Genomic DNA, 22195 nt, shown 5'->3' on the forward strand with positions numbered 1-22195 from the left:
GAGCTTATGAGCCAGGCTCATAAATCAGATCCCTTCGTTGAGCGCTTGCCCGATCTCCGCCTCACACAGCAAGATGTTATGGTGATGGCAAGCCAACGGGATGACCTGCAGCCGCTCGCAGACGGCGCCAAGCCCATTATCGTCCACCGCCAACAGCGGCGCCGTGACCGCCTCCGGCAACTGCGGGTTACCCTCCGTCGCCTTAAACAGCGTCACCCTAGTGGTCTGCAGCCGGCGGCTCAGCCTCCCTTCCGACAGCCGCCGCTCCGCCTGCCCTGCGGCCATGGCGCGTGTCGCCGCCTCGCCATCGATGCCCAACGCCGGCAACAGCTGCTCCAGAGGCAACTCCGCCGTGGCCTGCCGGTAGAAGCTGTCCAGCAGATACAGTTGCACGTTACGGCAGCCGCGCGCTTCCAGACGGGCGGCAATCTCCAGCGCGATGATCCCCCCCAGCGACCAACCGAGAATGTGCACCGGCCCAGCGCCTTGCAGCAGACCGGCGGCGATCATGTCGTTCAGATACCGTTCGGCCAGATCGCCGAGCGAGTCGATGGCCGGTTGATGATAAAGGTTATGGTTGTCGACGCCATAGCAGTTGAATCGCCCCTGCAACGGCTGAGCGAAAGCGTGAAACGCTTCCGCTCCCACCAGCGCCGGGTGGATCATCCATACCACGGGCGCGCCCTCAGCCCAACGGTTAAGCGGCAAGACCAGGCGGCGTTCGTTGGCGGCCAGCAGATTTTTCAGGGTGCGGCTTTGCAGCAGCTGCACCACCGGCACCGGCGCGGCCATCAGTTCGCCCATGCCGACGCAAAGGGAAATGGCCTTGATCGAGGTGCCGCCCAGCAGGAAGAAATCATCCGTCATGCCGACCTGCCCGCACTGCAACGCCGCCTGCCACAGCGCGCACAGCTGCTGTTCCAGCTCGCTCGCGGGAGCGACATAGGCCTGCGGCTCGCTCACCGCCGGCGCAGGCAACGCCTTGCGATCCAGTTTGCCGCTGGAGTTATACGGCAGTGCTTCCAGCCGCATCAGCGCCGCAGGCAGCATGTACAACGGTAATTGCCCACTCATAAAGACCAGCAGCGCCGATTCATCCAGCGGCGCCTCGCTGACGTAATACAGCGCCAGGCGCTGCCGATTCTCCTCCGACAGCACGATGGCGCAGCAGGATTTGATCGTGCCGAATGCCAGCGCACATTGCTCGACCTCCCCCAGCTCAACCCGGTAGCCGTTGATTTTCACCTGAAAATCCATACGGCCGAGGAACTCCAGATTACCGTCCGGCAAATAGCGGCCGGCATCGCCGGTGCGATAAAGACGCTCTCCCAGCGCCGGATGGTAGATGAACTTCTCTTCGGTCAGCGACGGATTGCGGTAATAGCCGCGCGCCACGCCGATCCCTCCGATGTATTGTTCTCCCGGCAAGCCAGGCGGCAGCACGCGCTGATGACGATCCAGCACGTAAAAACGCTGATGTGCCATCGCCTGACCGTAAGGCACGCTGGGCGCCAGGATCGGCGTTTCCGGGATGTCGTACAGGATCGACCAAATGGAGCTCTCGGTCGCGCCCCCGGCGCTGACGACCCGGCACCCTGGCCGCCATTGGCGAATACGCGCCGGCAGTTGGCGGGAGATCACCTCGCCCACCAGCACCACGTTACGCAGCTGCGGCCACTGCGCCTGCGACGCGGCGGACTCCAACAGCTCCACCAGCAGCGTCATCACCGAAGGCGCGGAGTTCCAGAAGGTCACGCTCTGGGTCATCAACAGCCGATGCCAGGCCTCAGGCTGGTAGCGTTCGGTTTCGGACGGCATTACGATGGCGCCACCCACCGACAGCAGGCCGAAAATATCGAACACCGAAATGTCGAAGCTCAACGCGCTGAGCGCCAACCCGCGATCGTCCGCGCCGAGTTCCAGCTGGTGCAACGTATCGATGATGCTGTTCACCGCGCCGCGATGTTCTATCGCCACCCCTTTTGGCGCGCCGGTAGACCCGGAGGTGAAGATCACATAGGCCAGCGCGGAAGGTGCCGGTAAGACAGGCTCCCCCGGCGGAGCCGGCGGTAACCCCATGACGGCCCCCTGCGGATCGATCGTTAACAGCCTGGCCTCGCCGCTGGCCCCCCACTCGCGGCTGCTCAGGATAACCCGAGTCTGCGACTGCGCGACGATATCCAGGCGGCGGCGTTCCGGCCAGGCGCCATCCAGCGGCAAATAGGCCTTGCCGGCCATCAGAATCGCCAGCACCGCAATGATTTGCGCCCGCCCTTTATCCACCATCACCGCGATGGTCTCGGCGCGCATGTCCGCGTGCTGACGCAGCTGCAACGACAGCGTCAGCGCCCGCCGATACAGCTCACCGTAGTTCAGTTCGCCCCATTCATCGACGATCGCCACCCGCTGCGGATCGCGCTCGGCCTGACGGATAAAATCATGATGGATGGCGCGCTCGAAATCGTAGGCCGGCGGACAGGATTGATGGAAGGCGCGCTGCCGCGCCATTTCACTCTCCGAGACCAGCGCTAACTGGCTGACGCGCTGCTCCCCGTGATTGACGATCTGCGTGAGGATCGTCAGATAATACTCCCCCAGCAGCGCTAGCGTAGTCGGTGCAAACAAGGCGGTAGCATAGTTGAAGATCGCCCGCCCGCCCTGCGGCGCCGGTTGTATGCTCAGCGTCAAATCGAATTTGGCCGCCTGGTAGTGTGCCAGCAGATCCTGCGGCACCAGCCAGGCCGGCCCGTCCCCCACCTCCTCCAGCGCGAACAGCGCCTGGAACAGCGGATGGCGCGACAGATCACGCGGCACCTGCAGCAGTTCGATCAGCTGATCCAACGGCAAGTTCTGATGCCGTTGCGCCTGCAGCACGCCGTCAAAGACCCGATGCACATAATCGTTCAGCGACACCGCATCGTCTATTTGCGAGCGCAGCGGCAGCGTATTGACGAAGAAACCGATCGCCGAGCGAGTCTCCGCCACCGGCCGGTTGGCGACCGGTGTGCCGACCAGAATGTCTTGCTGGCCGCTGAAGTAACCAAGCAGCAGATTAAAGGCCGCAAGATACAACGCAAACGGCGTGACGCCTTGCCGCCGGGCGAACTGCGTCGCCTGCGCCACCAGCGCCTCCGGCAGCGCGATGACGTGGTTGGCGCCACGATGATCGAAGCGAGCAGGCCGCACGAAGTCGAGCGGCATTTCCAGCGCCTGCCACCCCGCCAGGGCATGGCGCCAATACGCTTTTGCCTCATCCGCCTGAGCGGAATCCAGCCAGCGCCGCTGCCAGACAGCATAGTCGCCATAGTGCAACGGCAACGCCGCCAGCCCGGCCTCTTGCCCTTGCCGCTGCGCCTGATACAGCACGTCCAGCTCCTGCAGCAGCACCGGCTGCGACCAGCCGTCAAACGCCAGGTGGTGCACCAGAATCAGGCTGTAATTCACCCACCCGCCATCCGGCTGCGCAACCCGGTAAACGGCCGCCCTGATCGGTAATTCCGCCCCCAGCGCAAACGGCCGGTCGATATCCTGCCGCAGCCTGTCCGGCCAGTGCGCCGCCTCCAGCGTCACGCGCTCCAGCGAAAGCGTCAGTTCACAGACCCGGGCGACGGCGCTTTGGGATGGCATCTGGACAATCAGGCTGCGTAAAACCTGATGCCGGGCGACGACCGCCTGCAAACTGCGCTCATAAGCCGCCAGACACACCTCGTCGCCGAGACGGAACAGCATCGGCACATGATAAAGATTGCCGCCGCCGTTCAAATTCTCGATAAACCACAGCTGCAGCTGTGAAGCAGAGAGCGGATACTCGCGTTGCCGCAGCGGCGGGATCGACACCGGCGCGGCGCCCTGCTCCTGTTGCGGCAACGCACGACACAGCGAACGTATAGTCGGGAATCGTCCCAGCTCGCTCAGCGTTACCTCACACGCCAGCCGCCGGCCGATCTGATAACAGGCCTGGATAGCCAGAAGAGAGTTGCCCCCCAGCGAGAAGAAATTGTCCTCCACACCGAAATCCTGCCGCTGCAGCAAATCGCGCCACACCGCCAGACAAACGTTCTCCCATTCGCTCTGCGCCGCAACGAGCTCACGCGCCGCCCTTTCCGGCTGCGGCAACGCCTGTCGGGCTATCTTGCCGTTTTCGGTCAGCGGCAGCTGCGCCAGCTGCATCAGCGCCTGCGGCACCATGTACGGAGGCAGTTGGCTGCTCAAATGCTGAGCCAGCGCCTGAGGGGCGATCGTCTCATCGGCAACGTAGTACGCGGCCAGGCAAGGCTGCGGTTGAGTGACCAGTACGCAGCAACAGGCGGTCACGCCCGGATAGGCGAGCACGGCATGTTCTATTTCGCCCAGTTCGATGCGATAGCCGTTCAGCTTGATCTGCTGATCGAGGCGCCCCATGAACTCCACGTTGCCATCCTCCAGCCATCGGCCCGCGTCCCCGGTGCGATACACCCGCTCCTGCAGCTCGTCATGCCAGAAAAAACTCTCGGCGGTGCGTTGCGGATCGCCGTAATACCCGCGCGCCAGGCCCTCACCCGCCAGATAGATTTCCCCTCGCACCCCCGGCGCGGCGGGGCGTCGCCCGGCATCCAGGATATAACAGCGCTGGTGCGGCAACGGTTTGCCGTAAGGAATGCTGACCGACCGAATTTTCTGACCGCGCGGGACCTCGTACAGCATGGTGAAGATCGCCGCCTCCGTCGCGCCGCCGGCGCTGCAAAAACGGCCGTGCGGCGCCCAGGCCAGGCAGCGTTCCGGCAGCGAGGTGGCGATCCAGTCGCCCCCCACCATCACCGCCCGCAGCGCCGGTGCAGGCCCTGCCGTCAACCCCGCGCCGTTCACATAATCCAGCAACAGCTCCATCAGCGCCGGTGCGCTCAGCCATTGCGTCACCCGATGGGCCATCATTAATTGATACCAGGCCTGCGGATTGCTCCTGTCCCGCTCGGCCGGCATCACGACCGCTCCGCCGGCGCTCAGCGGGCTGAAAATGTCGAATATCGCCAGATCGAAGCTCAACGCGCTGAGGGCCAGGCTGCGATCCCGCTCATTGAGGCCGAAATACCGCCGCACGCCTTCCAGCATGTTCACCGCGCTGCGATGTTCGATCGCCACGCCCTTCGGTGTGCCGGTCGATCCCGAGGTGAAAATGATATAGGCCAGGCTGTCAGGCCCGGCATCCAGCGCCGGCAGGCGCTGTTGCGGCAGCGGCAGCTGCGCCGCCAACCCTGAAGCATTCAGTTCGATCAGGTTGATCTCGGCGCAGGCCCAGGGCGCATCGCTGAGCAGCGTGTTGATGCCGGCCTGCGCCATCACTTTCAGCCGCCGCTGCGGCGGCCATGCCGCCTCCATCGGCAAGAACGCCTTACCGCACATCAGCGCCGCCAGCAGGGCTACCGGCTGCCGACGCCCCTTATCGGCGATGACGGCGATGGCGTCGCCGGTCATCCGTCCTTGCACGCGCAGCTGAGTGGCCAGCGTCAACGCCGCCTCGTGCAGCTCGCCGTAAGTCATCTCCCCCTGATCGTCGACAACCGCCACGGCCTGCGGCTCGCGCCGCGCATGCTGCACGAAATCCTGTTGCAGGCTGCGCTCAAACGCATAGCCGAAGGCGGATCCCACCGGCAACACCTGGCTCTGCGGTTGCAGACGAATATTTTCCAGCGGCCAGTCGTCGTGGTGAGCCATCTGCTGCAATACGGCGAGATAGTAGCCGGCCAGCCGATCCATCGACGCTTTGCTGAACAACGCCGAAGCGAAGTTGAAGCGCGCGCGCATCTGCTCCCCCTGCGGCGTCAGCGTGAGCGTCAGGTCGAACTTGGCGGTGCGCTCATGAGCGCTCAGATCGACCACCGCCAGCCAGTCCGGGCGTGCCTGTGCGCCGCCCGCGCTCTCCAGCGCGAACATGACCTGGAACAGCGGATGACGCGAAAAATCGCGCGGCAGCGCCAGGTCGTCCACCAGCGCTTCCAGCGACAGCGTCTGATGCTGCTGCGCCTGCAGCGTCGTGGCCGCGACCTGCCGTACAAACTCGGCAACGCGATGACGCGGGTCAATCTGCCGGCGTAAAGGCAGCGTATTGACGAAGAACCCAATCAGATTCTCCAGTTCAGGGCGGTTGCGGTTCGCCAGCGGCGTACCGACCATGACATCGTTCTGGCCGCTGTAGCGGGACAGCAGCAACATGAAGCCCGCCAGCATCACCGCATGCAGCGTCACCCCCTCTCTACGCGCCAGCGCATCCAGCGCCTTCACCAGCGCCGCCGGCAACGGCACCTCGCTGTTGTCGCCGCGCTCGTCGAAGACCGCCGGCCGCAAAAAGTCCAACGGCAGATCGAGTTGCTGGCAACCTTCCAGCGCTTGCCGCCAAAAGGCCAATTCGTCCGCCCGGCGCTGCACATTTTCCGGCGCCTGTTGCCAGCACGCATAGTCGAGGTATTGCAACGCCGGCTCTGTCGCCTCACGCCACGTTCCCCGATAGCGCGCGTCCAGCTCCTGCAGCAGCACTTCAAGCGACCAGCCGTCAAAGACGATGTGATGGAACACCAACAGACAAACGGTCGTTTCCCGCTCCGCCGCATCGCGGTAACGGTAGCGCGTGGCGCGCAGCGGCAGCTCACGCGTCAAATCCATCGGTTGGCGGCAGGCTTGCGACAGCGCAGCGTCAAATTCATCGGCGCTCAACGCCAGCAAAGGTACCGGCAGCACGGTGTCGCTGACCCACTGACTGGCTTCGCCCCGATCATTCTGGCGGATCAGGCTACGCAAGATCTGGTGGCGCTCGACGATCGCCTGCAGACAATCCGCAAAGCGTTCGTCATCGATATCCGGCGACAGCCGCAGCAGCACAGGCGACAGATAATGCGTGGCATTCACCGACAGTTGCTGAACGAACCACAGCCGCGACTGCTGAAGCGATAGCGGCGCCTCCCGCCGCCCGCCGGAGAGGATAGGCAGCTCATCCGGTGGCGCCTGCCGTTGGGCGGCGATGTGCTCGCTCAATGCGGCCACCGTCGGATGCTGATTCAACGTCAGTACCGAGATCTTTGCCCCCGGCAGTTTATTCACTTCGTGGCACAGCCTGATGGCCATAATGGAGTTGCCGCCGAGGCGGAAGAAGTTGTCGTCCACGCCGACATTGCCACCCAGCAACCGATTGAACAGCGCCGACAGATCAGTCTCCAGCGGCGTGCCCGGCCGGCGAAACGCCGTTTGCGGCTCGACCGGCAGCGGTTCCGGCAATGCCCGGTAATCGACCTTGCGGCTCACCGTCAGCGGCAGCGCCACCAGCGCCCGCATCGCCGAAGGCAACATGTAGTGCGGCAGCTGCGCCGCCAGGCGTTGCAAGATGTCGCCGGCCTCCGGCGCCGCGCCAGGTTGCGGCACATACCAGGCCGCCAGTTGGTCCGTAGTGCCGGGACGCAGAGTCACCACCGCTTCGGCCACCTCAGGCAGCGCACGCAGCTGCATTTCTATTTCGCCCAACTCGATGCGATAGCCGTTGATCTTGATTTGCTGATCGTGCCGCCCGAGATACTCCAGACTGCCGTCGGCCAACCGCCGTACCCGGTCGCCGGTGCGATACAGCCGCCGGTACGGCTCATGCAGTTCAAATGGGTTGGCGACGAACGTGGACGCCGTCAGCGCCGGCAGGTTCAGGTACCCCCGCGCCACCCCCTCGCCGGCCAGGCACAGCTCGCCTTCAACGCCAAGCGGCAACAAATTGTATTTCTCGTCAACCACATAGCAACGCATGTTGGCGATGGCGTGGCCAATATTGCGCGCGCCGTTGCGGCGATAGATATTCACACTGACGCTGACCGAAGCCTCGGTCGGGCCATACATGTTGGCGACCTGCATGCCGCTGGCCAGGTAATGGTCTAGCGCTTCCTGCGCGGTCGCCTCACCGCCGGTCGCGAGATAGCGCACCGAAGCCGGAAGTTCAGGCAGGGTTCCCAGCAGCGCCGGCGGCAGGAAGCAGGCCTCGATGCACCAGACCGCCATCTGTTCGCACAACAGCGCCGGATCCCGCCGCTGCGCGTCGCTCGCGATGAACAGCCGATGGCCATTGTCCAGGGCCACGAACACTTCGAAGACGTGCGCGTCAAACGCCAGCGACGCGAACTGCAGGCAGTTGAGCGCATCCGGCTCATTGCACAACAAACGCTGCGTATGCCCCCGCACCATATTGGCTGCGCCCCGGTGTTCGCACTGCGTGCCTTTTGGCCGCCCGCTGGTGCCGGAGGTGTAAATCACGTAGGCCAACTGCCGAGCGTCCACGCTCGGCAAGGCTGCGGCATCCACGTCGGCGAGCGGCTCATCCGCCGACAGGCAAAGACCGCCCGGCGCCAACCGCTGCGCCGCAGCCTGCAACGCGTTTTCGGTCAAGACGATCGGGCTGTTCACCTCTTGCAGGATATAATCCAGCCGCTGCGCCGGCGCGGCGGGATCGAGCGGCACATAGGCACCACCCGCCTTCATGATGGCCAGCATCGCCACCACCGCCTCCGCGCTGCGCTGCAGGTACAGCGGGATCAGCGTCTCCGGCGGCATGGCCACGCCGCACAGCCGCTGATACTCCGCCCGCAGCCGCAGCGCCAGACGATCGCTGCGCTGCGCCAACTGCCGGTAACTGAGCGATCCTTTGGCGTCGGTCAAGGCGATGCGTTCCGGGTGACGGCGCGCCTGCCTGGCCACGCCCTCAAGCAGCGTCGCTTCCGCATCGGCCGTGGCAGGCCCGCTCTCCCAACCGTCGCGGCAGCGTAAAACCTGTTGCCCCGTCAGCTGCGGCCAAGCGGCAATCGGCGCCTCCGGTTCGGTTAACGCGCGCTGCAACAGCCAGAGATACTGCTCCGCCATCTCCGCCATTTGGGTCGCATCGAACAGATCGGGGCGGTAGCGCAGGCGAAACTCAAAGGCCTGCTCGGTAGGCTGATACTCCAGCAGCAGTTCCGAACCGGCCAGATCGACGTTGAACCGGTGATTGACGCCGATGCGACAACCGTCAAGCGCCAACGGCGCATCTTTCAGGTAAGCCTGGGTAAAGTTGACGTTCAGCTCGCGCACCGGGCTGAGGCTCAGCATGTCATAAACCGGTAACTGGCTGTGCCGCAGTTTGCCTGCCACCTTGAGCGCTTTGCTGTAGGCCAGCGTCGCGCGGTACAGCTGATTGAACGTGGCCCCCGGGGCGAGGGTCAAGGGAAACACGGCGGTATTGACCTGTGCGCCGAAGAACAGCGCATCGCCCCCCTCCGGCGCGATGGGATAACCGACATGCACCGTTTCCTGCGCGGATTGCCGGGCGATCAGCAACGCCCACAGCGTTTTGAATATCAGGAAAGGGTTGGCATACCTGACACCGGATTTCAGCGCTTGCCACTCGGTGAACGGTAACCTGAAACGCACTTCGCCGGCGCCCGGCGCTTCGGGGGCTGCGCCGGGGAGATAAGGCAACGCCACGCGCGGAGCGCATTCAGCCAGCAGGTTGCCCCAGAATGACGCAGAACCGAACTCGTGCTTCAACGTTGCTACATCCGCCTCATAGCGCCGGTACAGTGTGCAGATGTCCGTTTCATTCGCCTGCGGCGGCGTCACCGCCGCACCGCGATTGTAATAAGCGGAAACGGCGCCGTAGAACTCCTGTCCGGACAGGCCGTCGATCAGGATGTGATGAACGACAATGATCAGGTTATAGCGCTGAGGGGCCAGCTCAATCAGGTAGAAGCGGCACAGCGGCCCTTCCCGGAGATCGAACGGCGTGTTGATTAACTTACCGACATCACAATCGGCATCGCGCGTTTCCAGCGCAATTTTTTTCGCCGTCTTTACCCAGCGAAGTTGTGCGGAACTGTCATCCAAAACGTGGTGAAACAGAATATAGTCCCGGCAAACCCCGTCGATCGCCGCGCGCAATCGTCCGACGTCCAGTTCCCCCTCAATCGTCTGATCCAGCACCAGGTTGTACTCGCAGGAGCGTGGATTGAGCACGTACTCATTCCAAAACGTGTGGGTATAGGGTGAAGCGATGAGCGCGTTCATAAATCAATTCCCTTTTAATATATTCCAAAAATATATCAACCACTACTTATGCATGACATAAATAGCGTGGCCGTTATGCGATTGAGCTGTTAGTTGAAAAACTAAAAACATAAGTGCGAATATTATTTTATTTTTATGGAAAATAAAGCCACAAAAACAAAAATAAATAAACTCAATTAAAAACAAATAGATAGAGTTAACATTAGTTGTGATTAAATGAATTTTCCACATTGCATTCATTAATGAAATAAATGACAGCAACAAATTAAAAAAATGAATAGGATTATATTTAAGATAAGGAGAGGTAATTTAAAGGCTCTCAGAAAACACCTATTTAATAGAGAATTCTCTTAATTAAAAACACGTATCTTTCTGCTGCGCTATTCCAAAGCGAACGATGTCGGAATATCCTATACTCGTTGCAGGATGCAGTTTCCTTCCCATTGAATGCCAGTACAGGGAGTCAAAAATGGCTATTTTCGCCCCTTTGCGGGCAACTCTTTTCAGCATTATTGGCAGAATTATCTGATGAATAAAAAACGTCCCGTCTTGACCCCGGCAACCCTGTTATTGCTGCAGCCGATCTGTATCGGCTCGGCCCTGGCGGCGGAGCAAAAAGACAGCGACACCCTGGTGGTGATGGCGCAACCTACCGGATTGACCGAACTGGGCTCGCCGGTCTCCGTCAGCGTGATCGACGGCGAAGCCCTGCGCAATGCCGCGCCGCAGATTAACCTGTCGGAAAACCTCGGCAGCGTGCCGGGCCTGCAGCTCCAAAACCGGCAAAACTATGCGCAGGATCTGCAGCTGTCGATACGCGGGTTCGGCAGCCGCTCGATGTTCGGCGTGCGCGGGGTGCGCATGTACGTCGACGGCATTCCCGCCACCATGCCCGACGGCCAGGGGCAAACCTCCAATATCGACATCAATTCCGTCGAACGCATCGAGGTACTGCGCGGCCCCTATTCCGCGCTGTACGGCAACGCCTCGGGCGGGGTCATCAACGTTGACACGATAACCGGCACCCAGCCGCCGACGCTGGAAGCCGGCGGCTATTTCGGCAGCGACAACACCTGGCGCTACGGGGTGAAAGCGACCGGCGCCACCGGCGATGGCACCCAGGCCGGCGACGTCAACTACGCCCTCTCCGGCACCCGCTTTACCACCCAGGGCTACCGCGATCACAGCGCCGCGCGGAAAAACCTCGGCAACGGAAAGCTCGGCGTGCGGCTGGACGACGTCAGCACCCTGACGCTGATGTTCAACAGCGTCTCGATAGACGCCGGCGATCCGGGCGGCCTGACCGAAGCGGAATGGAAAGCCAACCCGCGCCAGGCGCCACGCGCGGATCAATTCAATACCCGTAAATCGCTCGACCAGACCCAGGCCGGCCTGCGCTATCAGCGCCAGATAAGCGAACGCGACGAACTGACGCTGACCGCCTACCACGGCGAACGCCACACCACGCAGTACCAATCCATCCCGATGGGGCCGCAACTCAACCCCACCCACGCCGGCGGGGTGATCGTGCTGGAAAGAAAATATCAGGGCATTGACACTCGCTGGAAGCATGAGGATACTCTCGCATCGTTACCGGTAACACTGATCGGCGGTCTGGATTATGAAACCATGACCGAACGCCGCCAGGGGTTCGAAAACTTTATTCTGCGAGACGGCACAGTGGACTACGGCGAGAAAGGCGACCAGCGGCGCAACGAGAAGAACCGCATCTGGAACCTGGATCCTTACCTGCAAACCTCCTGGCAACTGACGCCGCACTGGACGCTGGACGCCGGCCTGCGCTACAGCACGGTCAGCTTCGACTCGACCGACTACTACATCACGCCGCGCAACGGCGACGACAGCGGCAGCAAACGCTACCACCAGTGGCTGCCGATGGGCTCGCTCAACTACAAGATCAATCCGGCGTGGAACGTCTATCTCTCCGCCGGCCGCGGCTTTGAAACCCCCACCATCAACGAACTCTCCTACCGCCCCGATGGCCAGACGGGCCTCAACATCGGCCTGCAGCCTTCCACCAGCGATACCGTCGAACTGGGCAGCAAGCTGCGCCTCGGCAATGGGTTGGTGAGCGCGGCGCTGTTCCAGACCGATACCGACAACGAGCTGGTGGTAGCGGAAAGCAGCGGCGGACGCACCAGCTACGCCAACGCCGGCAAAACCCGGCGACGCGGCCTGGAGCTGGCGCTGGATCAAGAGTTTGCGCTGGACTGGCGCCTGCATATGGCCTGGACGCTGCTGGACGCCACCTACCGCAGCGATATGTGCGGCAAAGCCGTTTGTACCCCGGCCCAGACCATTCCCGCCGGCAATCGCCTGCCGGGCATCGCGCGCAACATGGGCTACGCCTCGCTGGCCTTTGCGCCGCCGGAGGGCTGGCACGCCGGCGCGGAGCTGCGCTACATGAGTGACATTCAGGCCAACGACGCCAACAGCGCGCAGGCTCCCTCTTACACCGTGGCCGGCGTAAACGCCGGTTATCGCTTTACCTGGAACCGCTGGGCGCTGGACGTGTTCAGCCGGGTGGACAATGTTTTCGATCGTCGATACGTCGGTTCGGTGATCGTCAACGAAGGCAACGGCCGCTACTTCGAGCCGGCGCCGGGGCGCAACTGGGGTGGCGGCGCCACCTTGTCTTATCGCTTTGAATAAGGCAAAGCACCTTAAGGTTAAAAAACGGGATGGGTTTTACGTCACCCTAGCGGCTTCTCGCTGAAATAGTAGGGAGAAATCGCGTGTTTTTTCTGATTTGGCTTAATCTCTAAATCGGGGACTTTCATTTTTGGTAAGGGTATTGCTATGCAAAATAAAGCGTCACTATCGCCGCTTATCGTCATAACGGCGCTGTTTGCCGCGCTGAGCGGGCTCTATCTGCTCGGCGGCGGCATCTGGCTGGCCAAGTTGGGCGGTTCGCTGTATTACATCATCGCCGGGCTGGTGCTGCTGGCGACCTCCTGGTTGCTGTTCCGCCGCCGCGCCACCGCGCTGCTGCTGTACGCGGTATTCCTGCTGGGCACCACCGTTTGGGCCCTGTGGGAAGTCGGCCCGGACTTCTGGGCACTGACGCCGCGTCTGGACGTCACCTTCTTCTTCGGCCTGTGGCTGGTGCTGCCGTTTATCTACCGTAAGCTGGTCGCCAACGGCAAGTTCGCCTATGGTGCGCTGAGCGCGGCGCTGGTTATCACCGTCATCGCGCTCGCCTATGCCGTGTTCAACGATCCGCAAGAGATCAACGGCACCCTCGACGCTGCGCAGGTACAGCCTAAAGACGCCACCGGCGCCGACTGGCCGGCCTATGGCCGCACCCAGGAAGGCACCCGTTACTCGCCGCTGAGCCAGATCAACGACAAAAACGTTGGCCAGCTGCAAGAGGTTTGGCGTTTCCAGACCGGCGATCTGAAAACCGCCAACGATCCGGGTGAGATCACCAACGAAGTCACGCCGATCAAGATCCGCGATACCCTTTACATGTGTACGCCACACCAGAAACTGTTTGCGCTGGATGCCGCCACCGGTAAAGAAAAATGGAAGTTTGATCCGCAGCTGAAATACAACCCAACCTTCCAGCACATCACCTGCCGCGGCGTGTCTTACCACGAAACCGCTGCCGCCGCAGAGGCTGCCGGCAACGCTGCACCGGCAATGTGCGCACGCCGCATCATTCTGCCGGTCAACGACGGCCGTCTGTTCGCGCTGGATGCCGAAACCGGCAAACCGTGCCCGGACTTCGCCAACAACGGTGAGCTGAACCTGCAGAGCAACATGCCGTATGCGACGCCGGGCCACTACGAGCCGACCTCGCCGCCGGTGATCACCGATAACGTGATCGTCGTCGCCGGTGCCGTGACCGACAACTACTCCACCCGCGAGCCTTCCGGCGTGATCCGCGGCTTCGACGTCAACAGCGGCAAGCTGCTGTGGGCCTTCGATCCGGGCGCGAAAGATCCGAACGCCATCCCGGCGGACGAGCATCACTTCGTGCCGAACTCGCCGAACTCCTGGGCACCGGCCGCCTATGACGCCAAGCTGGACATCGTCTATCTGCCGATGGGCGTCGCCACGCCGGACATCTGGGGCGGCAACCGCACCCCGGAAATGGAGCGCTACGCCAGCGGCCTGTTGGCGCTGAATGCCTCCACCGGCAAGCTGGTCTGGTTCTATCAGACGGTTCACCACGACCTGTGGGATATGGACGTGCCGGCGCAGCCGACCCTGGCAGACATTACCGACAAGAGCGGTAAAAAAGTGCCGGTCATCTATGTGCCGACCAAAACCGGCAACATCTTCGTGCTGAACCGCACCAACGGTGAGCTGGTTGTACCGGCGCCGGAGAAACCGGTACCGCAGGGCCCGGCCAAAGGCGATCGCCTGTCACCGACCCAGCCGTTCTCCGAGCTGACCTTCCGCCCTGAGAAGAAACTGACCGGTGCGGACATGTGGGGCGCGACCATTTACGACCAGCTGGTCTGCCGCGTCATGTTCCACAGCCTGCGTTATGAAGGCACCTTCACCCCGCCTTCCGAGCAGGGCACGCTGGTGTTCCCGGGTAACCTCGGCATGTTCGAGTGGGGCGGCCTGGCCGTCGATACCGATCGCGAAATCGCCATCGCCAACCCGATCGCGCTGCCGTTCGTCTCCAAACTGATCCCACGCGGCCCAGGCAACCCGATTGAGCCGCCGGAAGGCGACAAAGGCGGCAGCGGCACCGAGTCCGGCGTACAGCCGCAGTATGGCGTGCCGTTCGGCGTCACGCTGAACCCGTTCCTGTCGCCGTTCGGCCTGCCGTGCAAACAGCCGGCCTGGGGTTACATTTCCGCCGTTGATCTGAAAACCAACGACATCGTGTGGAAAAAACGCATCGGTACCGTGCGCGACAGCTCCCCGCTGCCGCTGCCGTTCAAAATGGGCATGCCGATGCTGGGCGGCCCGGTGACCACCGCCGGTAACGTGTTCTTCATCGGTGCCACCGCAGACAACTACCTGCGCGCCTTCAGCGTGACCAACGGTGAGAAACTGTGGGAAGCGCGTTTGCCGGCCGGCGGCCAGGCGACGCCGATGACCTATGAGGTCAACGGTAAGCAGTACGTCCTGATCTTCGCCGGCGGCCACGGTTCCTTCGGCACCAAGCTGGGCGACTATGTGGTCGCTTACGCACTGCCCGATCAGAAGTAACCGCCACCGGTAATACCCTGCAAAGCACGCCGCAAGGCGTGCTTTTTCTTTTTACGCCCCGCCTAATGCGCCGCCCGCAATACCCTTAATTTTTTCACTTTCATTATTGATAATGGTTATCATTCGCAATATTATAAATGCGTGGTCCCGGCAGTGGCCCACAATCCTTCTCCACCTTAATGGGCAATACGGCAGTCGGCCGCCTACGGGCGGCCCTATTCGGAGGCGCATGGTCGACCACACGCAAAGACACCAAAAGAAGATCCTGCAGGCGGCGGTGAAGACGCGGCGTGCCGGCCTGCCGTTCGAGCCGGTTCCCCCCGTCAATTCGCCCTTTGTTGGGCTTCCCCATCAAACAGAGGCCGTGCTGGTGCACCTGATCGGCCATGATGACTCACAGGAGCCGCCGGAATGAATGTACAGCCTTTTACCGCCATGCTGATGTTCGCCTACGTGCTGCTGATGGTGCCGCTGCTCTACGTCATCGACAGCCGTATGAGCGCCGGTAAGCTGGTGCGCAAAGCCACGCAAAACGTCATCATCATCGCGTTGACGCTACTGTTCTTCAGCGCGATGACCCTGTTGTATTAACGCCGCAGCGGCTCAGGCTTAGGGTCTGGCGCCTGAGCCACGCCCTTACCCTCACGGCCGCTCTACGGTTTTCAACCCGCCCATTCTCAGCCAGTGGTAGAGATCCGCGTTGCGTTTGAAACCCAGTTTTCTCATCGCCGCCTGTTTGTGGTTGCTGACGGTTTTCACGCTCAGGTGCAAGTTGCGCGCGATGGTAGTCTGCGGCAATTCACAGGCCAGATAGCGCATCACGTCCTGCTCACGGCGGGTAATGCGGTGCCGTTCGCACCAATGGCACCGGTGCGCTGCCCCGCTTTGCACCCGTGCCGCCAGCGCCAGGTCCAGCTGTCTGACTACGCTGTCCGGCGAGTCATTGCGGAAGATCACCCCCGTTTCACTGATGCAGCGCGGCTTATCGCGCCAGCGAATATCGCCCGGCTCACGCAGCGCAAAATTGATCGGTCGGCTGCCGCTCACTGAACACCGGCAGAAACGCGCCTGCCAGTCTCGCTCCACGGACTGGAACACCATATCCGCCCGATGCGCCTGTGCGGCGTCCAGCAGCTGAACCTGCACGCCGCAGCGCGAGAAATACGCCAGCAGCAGCCACTGCAATCCTTCAATAAAGAAACGGTCATTATCGATAAACGCCAGAGTGATGGTGCTTTCCATCGGCACGCTCCCTTTGAAATAATCCTTTCCGGTCGCCATCGGGCGTGAGCCATCCCCCCCGATGGCGGGCAGCTCAACGGCATAACGTGGTATCGCGACGGCGCAGGTAATGCGGCTACGGCAGCGCCAGAATGGCGACCGATTGCCCCGAGTAATCGCCGGCCTTGACCGTTCCGGTCACGCCGAGCGTGGACGTAATTGGCACCGTGACGCCACGCGGATCCGCAGTGAACTGGTAACCTTGGTTACCCAGAGCGCCATTGACCCGTAGCGTGCTGTAGACACCGGAATTCCCCAGCTCCAAGCGGCCATTGCTGCCGACGCGGATATACATGACGATAGTCATCTTCTGCGAACACACCACGCGCAGGCTGCCGCGCGCCGTGTTGCCCGTCAGTTCGGTGTCCGACAACACGCCGTGGTTCAGATCGAGCTGTTGCTCATCGATGCCGCACACGCCGACCGGCGGCGGTACGATGCCGCAGATGCTACCGGGCATCAGGATCGCATTGCTGTCACCGACCCCAGAGCCTGAACGAGTGTTGTAAAACAGCCCAACACACTCTTGGGTAATGGCTTCGCCATTGTGGAAAGTCGAGCCTTTTATTGGCAGCGCATTGATGCTCTGGTAAAAGCGACTGAGCTCGCCCATCGTCGCCAATTTGGTAATTTGCGGATAACGTGCCGAACCGACGACATAAGCGGATGGCGACACGCCTGCATTACCGCCGGTGTTAGAACTGGTATGCCGGTGGTTAATCCCAATCGCGCACTGAGCCTGCTGGAAACAAGGGTTGGGCGACGCATCGTCCGTATCCCAACTCTCGAGCACAAACTCATAGGACGCGCTGCTGGGGGAGCCGGTGCTCTTGGTCACGTACGAGTATATTTGCGCCGAGCACAGCCCCGGCAGCAGGCCAAGCAGTAAGTACATCCATCTGAAGTGAACACGCTGCATCGCGTCATATCCTTATTCTGTGGTGCCGGAGCCCGGCGCTCATTGGTAATCCAGACTGAAAGTCGCAATGGCGCTAAAAGCGCCACGACCGATGGTTCGCTTCGCGATCGCTTCCGGTTCGCCGCGCACATAAGCCTGTACGCCGATAACCGTGCTGCCGTTCTGCAACGGGTACTTGCCGCCGGCGCTGTTGAGCGGTAACGGCTGCCCCTGCGGCGTCTCCATGCCGATGGCGATCCCGCGCGCCTGGCTGCTCGCGGCCAGCGCCAGAAGCCCCGGCAGCTGCGCATTCTCCGTGCCTTTGAAGGTGATCGAGACCGTCTTGCCCAGGCTGAGATCGCACTCCGTCAGCCGCAGCTCGAACGGTTGCCCCTGCGTGCGCTGGTTCAGGTACAGGTATTTGTCGACCAGCGTGCCGAAATCCAGCTCGACGTCCTCGTCGCCCGGCTGGATGACGCAAGGCTCCGCCACCAGCGCTCCGTGCATGCGCAGGTTGTCCACCGCGTGCGCCGCGCCGTTCACGCCCAGCGTCAGCAACAGCAGGCCGATGGCTCCGTGGCCGCCTGGCCGGCGGCGGGCTTGTATTGTCTTCACGCGCGCCTCCTTGTTCATTGGTAGTCGGCCCGCAGCGTCGCCGCGGCCTCGAATGCGCCTTCCGTCAAAGCTTCACCCGGTTTGCCGATCGGCACCGCTTCCAGCACCGGCGGTTTGGCGGGATCGACGGGCAGTGCGCTGCCCACTTTGAATGGCTGGGCGTTCTGGTAAATGCGGATCCCCAGAGAGCGCCGATTGGTTTGCACCGCCGCTTCGTCGAACGTCGCGGCGGTGCCGGTCAGGCTCAGCAGCATGTCCCATTTACCGATCCCCGGTTCGCAGCGAATGCGGTAGCTGATGGTTTGCCGGTAGTTCACGCCATCAACCTTGTTGATGCCGACGCGATCGCCGAAGTCCACGTCGATGATCCCATCGTCGTTAAGGGTGCAGGGCGGCGGCGCGATCAGCGTGCCGCGAAACTGCATGTCGGCCGTTTTTTCCGCCCAGGCGGAAGGGCACGCCATCGCGGCGCACAGCAGCACGCTCGCCGTAAAACGTTGTTTCATGCTCTCGCTCCCGCGTTACTGGTAATCCACCTTCATGGTTGCGCCGGCGGTAAACTCGCCCGCCGTCAGCTTGGCGGAGGCCGATTTCACAGGCACCGCCTCAAGCGTCGGCGCGGCCGGATAGGTAAAGCTCAGCCATTGATTGACCGGCCAGCGGCGGCCGCCGTTCAGCAGCGCAATGCCTAACCCGTCCTTGCTGGTGCGCAGCAGCTGGCCGTCGAAACCGCTCGCCGCCCCCTGCACCTGCAGCTTGAGTCCGTTGCTGCTCTGCCCGCTGCACGTCAGCGTGTAATTCACCGCCCGCCGATAATTGGCGCCGTCGATGCGGGTGGTCATCACCTCATCGCCAAAGTCCACTTCGATCGGGCGCCCGCCGTTGATGATGCAGGGAGGCGAAAGCACGGTGACCCGCACGTTCACCGTGGTCGCCTGCGCCGGCAGTTGGCCCAGCGCCAGCATCCCCGCCAGCCAGAACGGTGCCCGGCAACGCGTTATCTTCTGTGCCATCGCCTTGCCTCAGTCATAACTCAGCCTAAAATCCACCGTCGCCCGATACGCGCCGGCCATCAGCGGCGCTGCGGTTCGCTCCGGCGTCACGCTGTAGCTCAACGCATCTTGCCCCGGCGTCAACAGCAGCGGTTCCCCGCGGCTGCCCAGACGAACGTCGCGGCCGCGGCCGTCCAGCAGGCGCAGCCCCAGCCCGGAGGTGCCCTGCGCTTTCACCAGCTGCGGGTTGTCGCTGTCCGCCGTCGAGCCGAAGCTGACCGTCACCGCCGGCTGATTCGGCGCCCAGGTCAACGCGCCGGTGCGCGCATCACGCTGGCCGCCCGGGGTGCGCAGACAATCCTGCAAGCGCAGCTCGAACGCCACCGGCTGCCCGCGATCGCCGACCTGCCGCAACCGTGCGGTGCCGGTCTCACCCAGCCAGATGTCCTGCCGCGCGCTGGTCATCTCCAGCCGGCAGGCGCTCTCCGTCAGCGCGCCGTACACCTGCAGCACGCCATTGGCACCCTCTACCTGCCAGTTGTCCACCTCGTCGGCCTGCGCCGGCGGCATCGCTATCACGCCCAGACTGAGCGCCAGCATCAACGCGCCTGCGCCGGATTTTTTCCGTTCTCGTTTCATCCTTTACCCCTGAATGGCTCTCACGGCGGGTTATGACGCCGTCCGCTTCTCCGGCACCACCTTGCAGCTCGTGCCGCTGCAGCTGAAGCTCAGCTGCGGCCGGCCGCCGTAATCATTGATGTAGGTCAGCACCGGGCTGCCGCCCAGCGCCGCTGCGCTGACGGTCAGGCTCGCCTGGCTTTTCGGCGCGATCATGAAAGGCTCAAACCCCTTCACGCCCTCGCCGCCCTTTTTGCTGCCCGCATCGACGATGGTGATGTAGTACGGCGTCGGGTTATTGACCTGGTAACGCTCTCCTTGCCTCGTCAGCGTCAGCTGCTCCTGCCACGGCGTCGCCATGTCGGTACGGCTCGGCACGATCGCCGCCGGGCGGTAGAACAGCTTGATGCGCGTCTGCAGCGCGATCTGCAGCGTATTGGGCTTGTTGCTCTTCGGCGGTATCTCGCGCAGGTTGAAGTAGTACAGCGTCTCGCGGTCCTGCGGCAGCTGTTTGGCCGCCGGCAGCGCCTGGATCTTGATCTGGCTCGGTTTGCCCGGCTCGATGCGCTGCACCGGCGGCAACACCACCAGCGGGCTCTGGATCTTGTTGCCCTGCTCGTCCTCCAGCCAGCCCTGCGCCAGGTACGGCAGCTGCTTGTTCTGGTTGCTGAGATTGAGGCTGACCGAATTCTGGCCGCCGTCGAAGATCACCCGGGTGCGGTCGAGCGCGATCGCCGCCTGCGCGTGCTGCGACACCGTGGCGCCCAGCAGCACGAGCGCCGCCGCGGTTTTCAGAGAAAAAGTTTGCATGTTGTCGATAACTCCAAAGTCAGGATGATGAGTTTATTCAACCGGCTCCGCCGGCGCCGCGGCGATCGGCCGGCAAGGCAGCAGCAGCGTACGCGTGAGCATGTCGGCCGGCAGCGTGGCAGGCAGCTGCACCTGACACTGCGCCGCGCCGCTCCAGTGAAGCGTCATGATCTCGCCGGCGTTGATGCCGCTCAGGTACACGCTGCCGCCGTCGTTGACGATGCCGGTTTCTTGTTTACGGGCGTTCAGCACCGTGGCGCCGAACGGCGGCGTGCTGCCGTCCGCCAGTTTGACGATCGCCATTGCCTTCTCGCCGGCGATGACGTCAAACTGACGGTAGCCGATCGCGCCTTCGGTCAGAGTGGCCTGCACCACCGAGCGGGTGGCTTCGGCGTTGTCGCCCAACTTGTCCAGATCGATGCTGGCCTTGTTGCCGTAGTAGCTGTTGACGTCCGCCACCACCGCCTTGCCGAAGCGGTTGGTGCTGACGGTGCTGCCGTAGCCGCGCACCGGTACCCCGGCCACGCCGTTGGTGTCCAGCAGCAGGCGCGTGCCGCCAATCATGCCGACGCGGTGCAACGCGCCGCCTTCCGGCGTCAGCGTCATGCCGCCCTGCGCGGACAGCCCCACGGCGCTGTAGCGCCCTTCCTGATAGCTGGCGTTGGCGCTCAGGCGCGCCGCATCGCCCTCGTGGTTGTAGTAGCCGCTCAGGTTGGCCCCGCGGCGCGAGCTGCCGGCGCTCAGCTGATAGTTGTTGTGCTCATCGACTCGCTGGTAGTACCCCACCCGGTTCGTGTTGTCGTTGCGGTTCACCGTGCTGTTGTAGCTGAGCGTGGCGCCGTTGCCCCACGGCATCGACAGCGACAGGTACATGCCGTCGTCGTTGGTTTCGTTGTAGCGGTTGCGGTAGGCCGACAGCGACAGATTCAGGTTTTTTATCTCACCGAGATCGAAATAGCGCGACAGCGTCAGGTTGTAACGATCGTTGGACGGACGATCCCAATAGGTCTGGTGGCTGTAGTTGAGATAGCTGCTCAGCCCCCAGTCGCGGAACTGCTTGTTAAAGGTGATGGTGTACATCTCCTTGTTGTTGCCGACCCGGCTGCCGTAATAGCGCGCGTCGAGGTATTCGCTCATGCTCATGAAGTCCTCTTCCGAGAAGCGATAGCCGGCGAAGGTGACCTGGCTGTCCAACTCGTCGAAGGTTTTCGAATAGCTCACGCGATAAGAGCCACCGCTCAGCGTCTCATCCCGCTGCGGCAACCGCGCCCGCGACTGGGTGGCGTCGAACGACAGTGCGCCGAACATCATCAGATCGCGGCCTATCCCCAGCGACAGCGCGTTATAGTCGCCGCCCAGCAGCGCGCCGCCATACAGCGACCACCCGTTGCTGACGCCCCAGGAGAACTCGCCGGTGCCGAACAGCGGCCCGCGCGAATGGTGCTGCCAGTCCGACGGTTTGCCGGCGGCCAGCTTGAAGCGCCACGATCCGGGCCGCGTCAGGTAGGGAATGCTGGCGGTGTTGACCTTGAAGGCCTGCACGCTGCCGTCCTGCTCCTCCACCCGCACGTCCAATTCGCCGCTGATGGCGTCGTTGATGTCCTGAATGCGAAACGGCCCCGCCGCCACCTGGGTTTCATAGATCACACGTCCCTGCTGGCTGATCGTCACCTTGGCGTTGGTCTTGGCGACCCCGACCACCTCTGGCGCATAGCCACGCAGGTTAGGCGGCAGCATGTTGTCGTCC

At 62.6% G+C, this 22195-nt stretch carries 13 protein-coding genes; 4 read left to right on the forward strand and 9 right to left on the reverse strand.

The features are described 5' to 3' along the window. Positions 1 to 24: 24 nt before the first annotated feature. The gene (locus tag FUU19_RS15590) at positions 25 to 10041 is read right to left on the reverse strand and encodes a non-ribosomal peptide synthetase (protein ID WP_230490785.1); all 10017 of its coding nucleotides are present in this window, start codon (positions 10039 to 10041) and stop codon (positions 25 to 27) included. Between the two features lie 525 nt (positions 10042 to 10566). On the opposite strand from FUU19_RS15590, the gene pqqU reads away from it, so the two are divergent. The 4 genes from pqqU to FUU19_RS15610 all read left to right on the forward strand — a co-directional run bounded on the left by pqqU (position 10567) and on the right by FUU19_RS15610 (position 15825). Beyond that, positions 10567 to 12714 (forward strand): TonB-dependent receptor PqqU, encoded by a 2148-nt coding sequence (gene pqqU, locus FUU19_RS15595; RefSeq protein WP_349254796.1) that lies wholly within the window; start codon positions 10567 to 10569, stop codon positions 12712 to 12714. Between the two features lie 147 nt (positions 12715 to 12861). Then, entirely contained in the window at positions 12862 to 15234 is a 2373-nt protein-coding gene (locus FUU19_RS15600; RefSeq protein ID WP_230490784.1) for a glucose/quinate/shikimate family membrane-bound PQQ-dependent dehydrogenase, read from the forward strand. A 229-nt stretch (positions 15235 to 15463) separates the two neighbouring features. Further along, positions 15464 to 15649 carry a hypothetical protein gene (locus FUU19_RS15605; protein WP_141967986.1) on the forward strand — a complete coding sequence of 62 codons (186 nt, stop codon included), beginning with the start codon at positions 15464 to 15466 and terminating at the stop codon, positions 15647 to 15649. Next, the gene (locus tag FUU19_RS15610) at positions 15646 to 15825 is read left to right on the forward strand and encodes a hypothetical protein (RefSeq protein ID WP_141967984.1); all 180 of its coding nucleotides are present in this window, start codon (positions 15646 to 15648) and stop codon (positions 15823 to 15825) included. The genes FUU19_RS15605 and FUU19_RS15610 overlap by 4 nt, the downstream gene beginning before the upstream one ends. A gap of 51 nt (positions 15826 to 15876) precedes the next feature. Here the strand turns inward: FUU19_RS15610 and FUU19_RS15615 are convergent, their stop codons facing one another. The 8 genes from FUU19_RS15615 to FUU19_RS15650 form a co-directional block, all read right to left on the reverse strand. Beyond that, a complete protein-coding gene (locus tag FUU19_RS15615) occupies positions 15877 to 16476 on the reverse strand; it encodes a helix-turn-helix transcriptional regulator (protein WP_230507173.1) in 600 nt (199 codons plus the stop codon). A 115-nt stretch (positions 16477 to 16591) separates the two neighbouring features. Then, complete coding sequence (locus FUU19_RS15620) at positions 16592 to 17434, reverse strand: MrpH family fimbial adhesin (RefSeq protein WP_141967980.1); 843 nt, start codon at positions 17432 to 17434, stop codon at positions 16592 to 16594. A gap of 39 nt (positions 17435 to 17473) precedes the next feature. After that, positions 17474 to 18028 (reverse strand): fimbrial protein, encoded by a 555-nt coding sequence (locus FUU19_RS15625; protein ID WP_373275459.1) that lies wholly within the window; start codon positions 18026 to 18028, stop codon positions 17474 to 17476. 14 nt (positions 18029 to 18042) lie between these two features. Further along, positions 18043 to 18534: a fimbrial protein gene (locus tag FUU19_RS15630; protein ID WP_141967975.1), complete on the reverse strand. Its 492-nt coding sequence runs from the start codon at positions 18532 to 18534 to the stop codon at positions 18043 to 18045. 15 nt (positions 18535 to 18549) lie between these two features. Next, positions 18550 to 19041, reverse strand: a complete 492-nt coding sequence (locus FUU19_RS15635; RefSeq protein ID WP_230490781.1) for a fimbrial protein — start codon at positions 19039 to 19041, stop codon at positions 18550 to 18552. 9 nt (positions 19042 to 19050) lie between these two features. Continuing rightward, positions 19051 to 19620, reverse strand: coding sequence for a fimbrial protein (locus FUU19_RS15640; RefSeq protein WP_197833715.1), 570 nt, complete (start codon positions 19618 to 19620; stop codon positions 19051 to 19053). A 69-nt stretch (positions 19621 to 19689) separates the two neighbouring features. Then, a complete protein-coding gene (locus FUU19_RS15645; protein WP_230490779.1) occupies positions 19690 to 20448 on the reverse strand; it encodes a fimbria/pilus periplasmic chaperone in 759 nt (252 codons plus the stop codon). A gap of 33 nt (positions 20449 to 20481) precedes the next feature. Then, a partial coding sequence (locus FUU19_RS15650; protein WP_230507182.1) for a fimbria/pilus outer membrane usher protein occupies positions 20482 to 22195 on the reverse strand: 1714 nt, incomplete at its 5' end.

It is taken from the genome of Serratia montpellierensis (genome assembly GCF_020858655.1).
Lineage (GTDB): Bacteria > Pseudomonadota > Gammaproteobacteria > Enterobacterales > Enterobacteriaceae > Serratia > Serratia montpellierensis.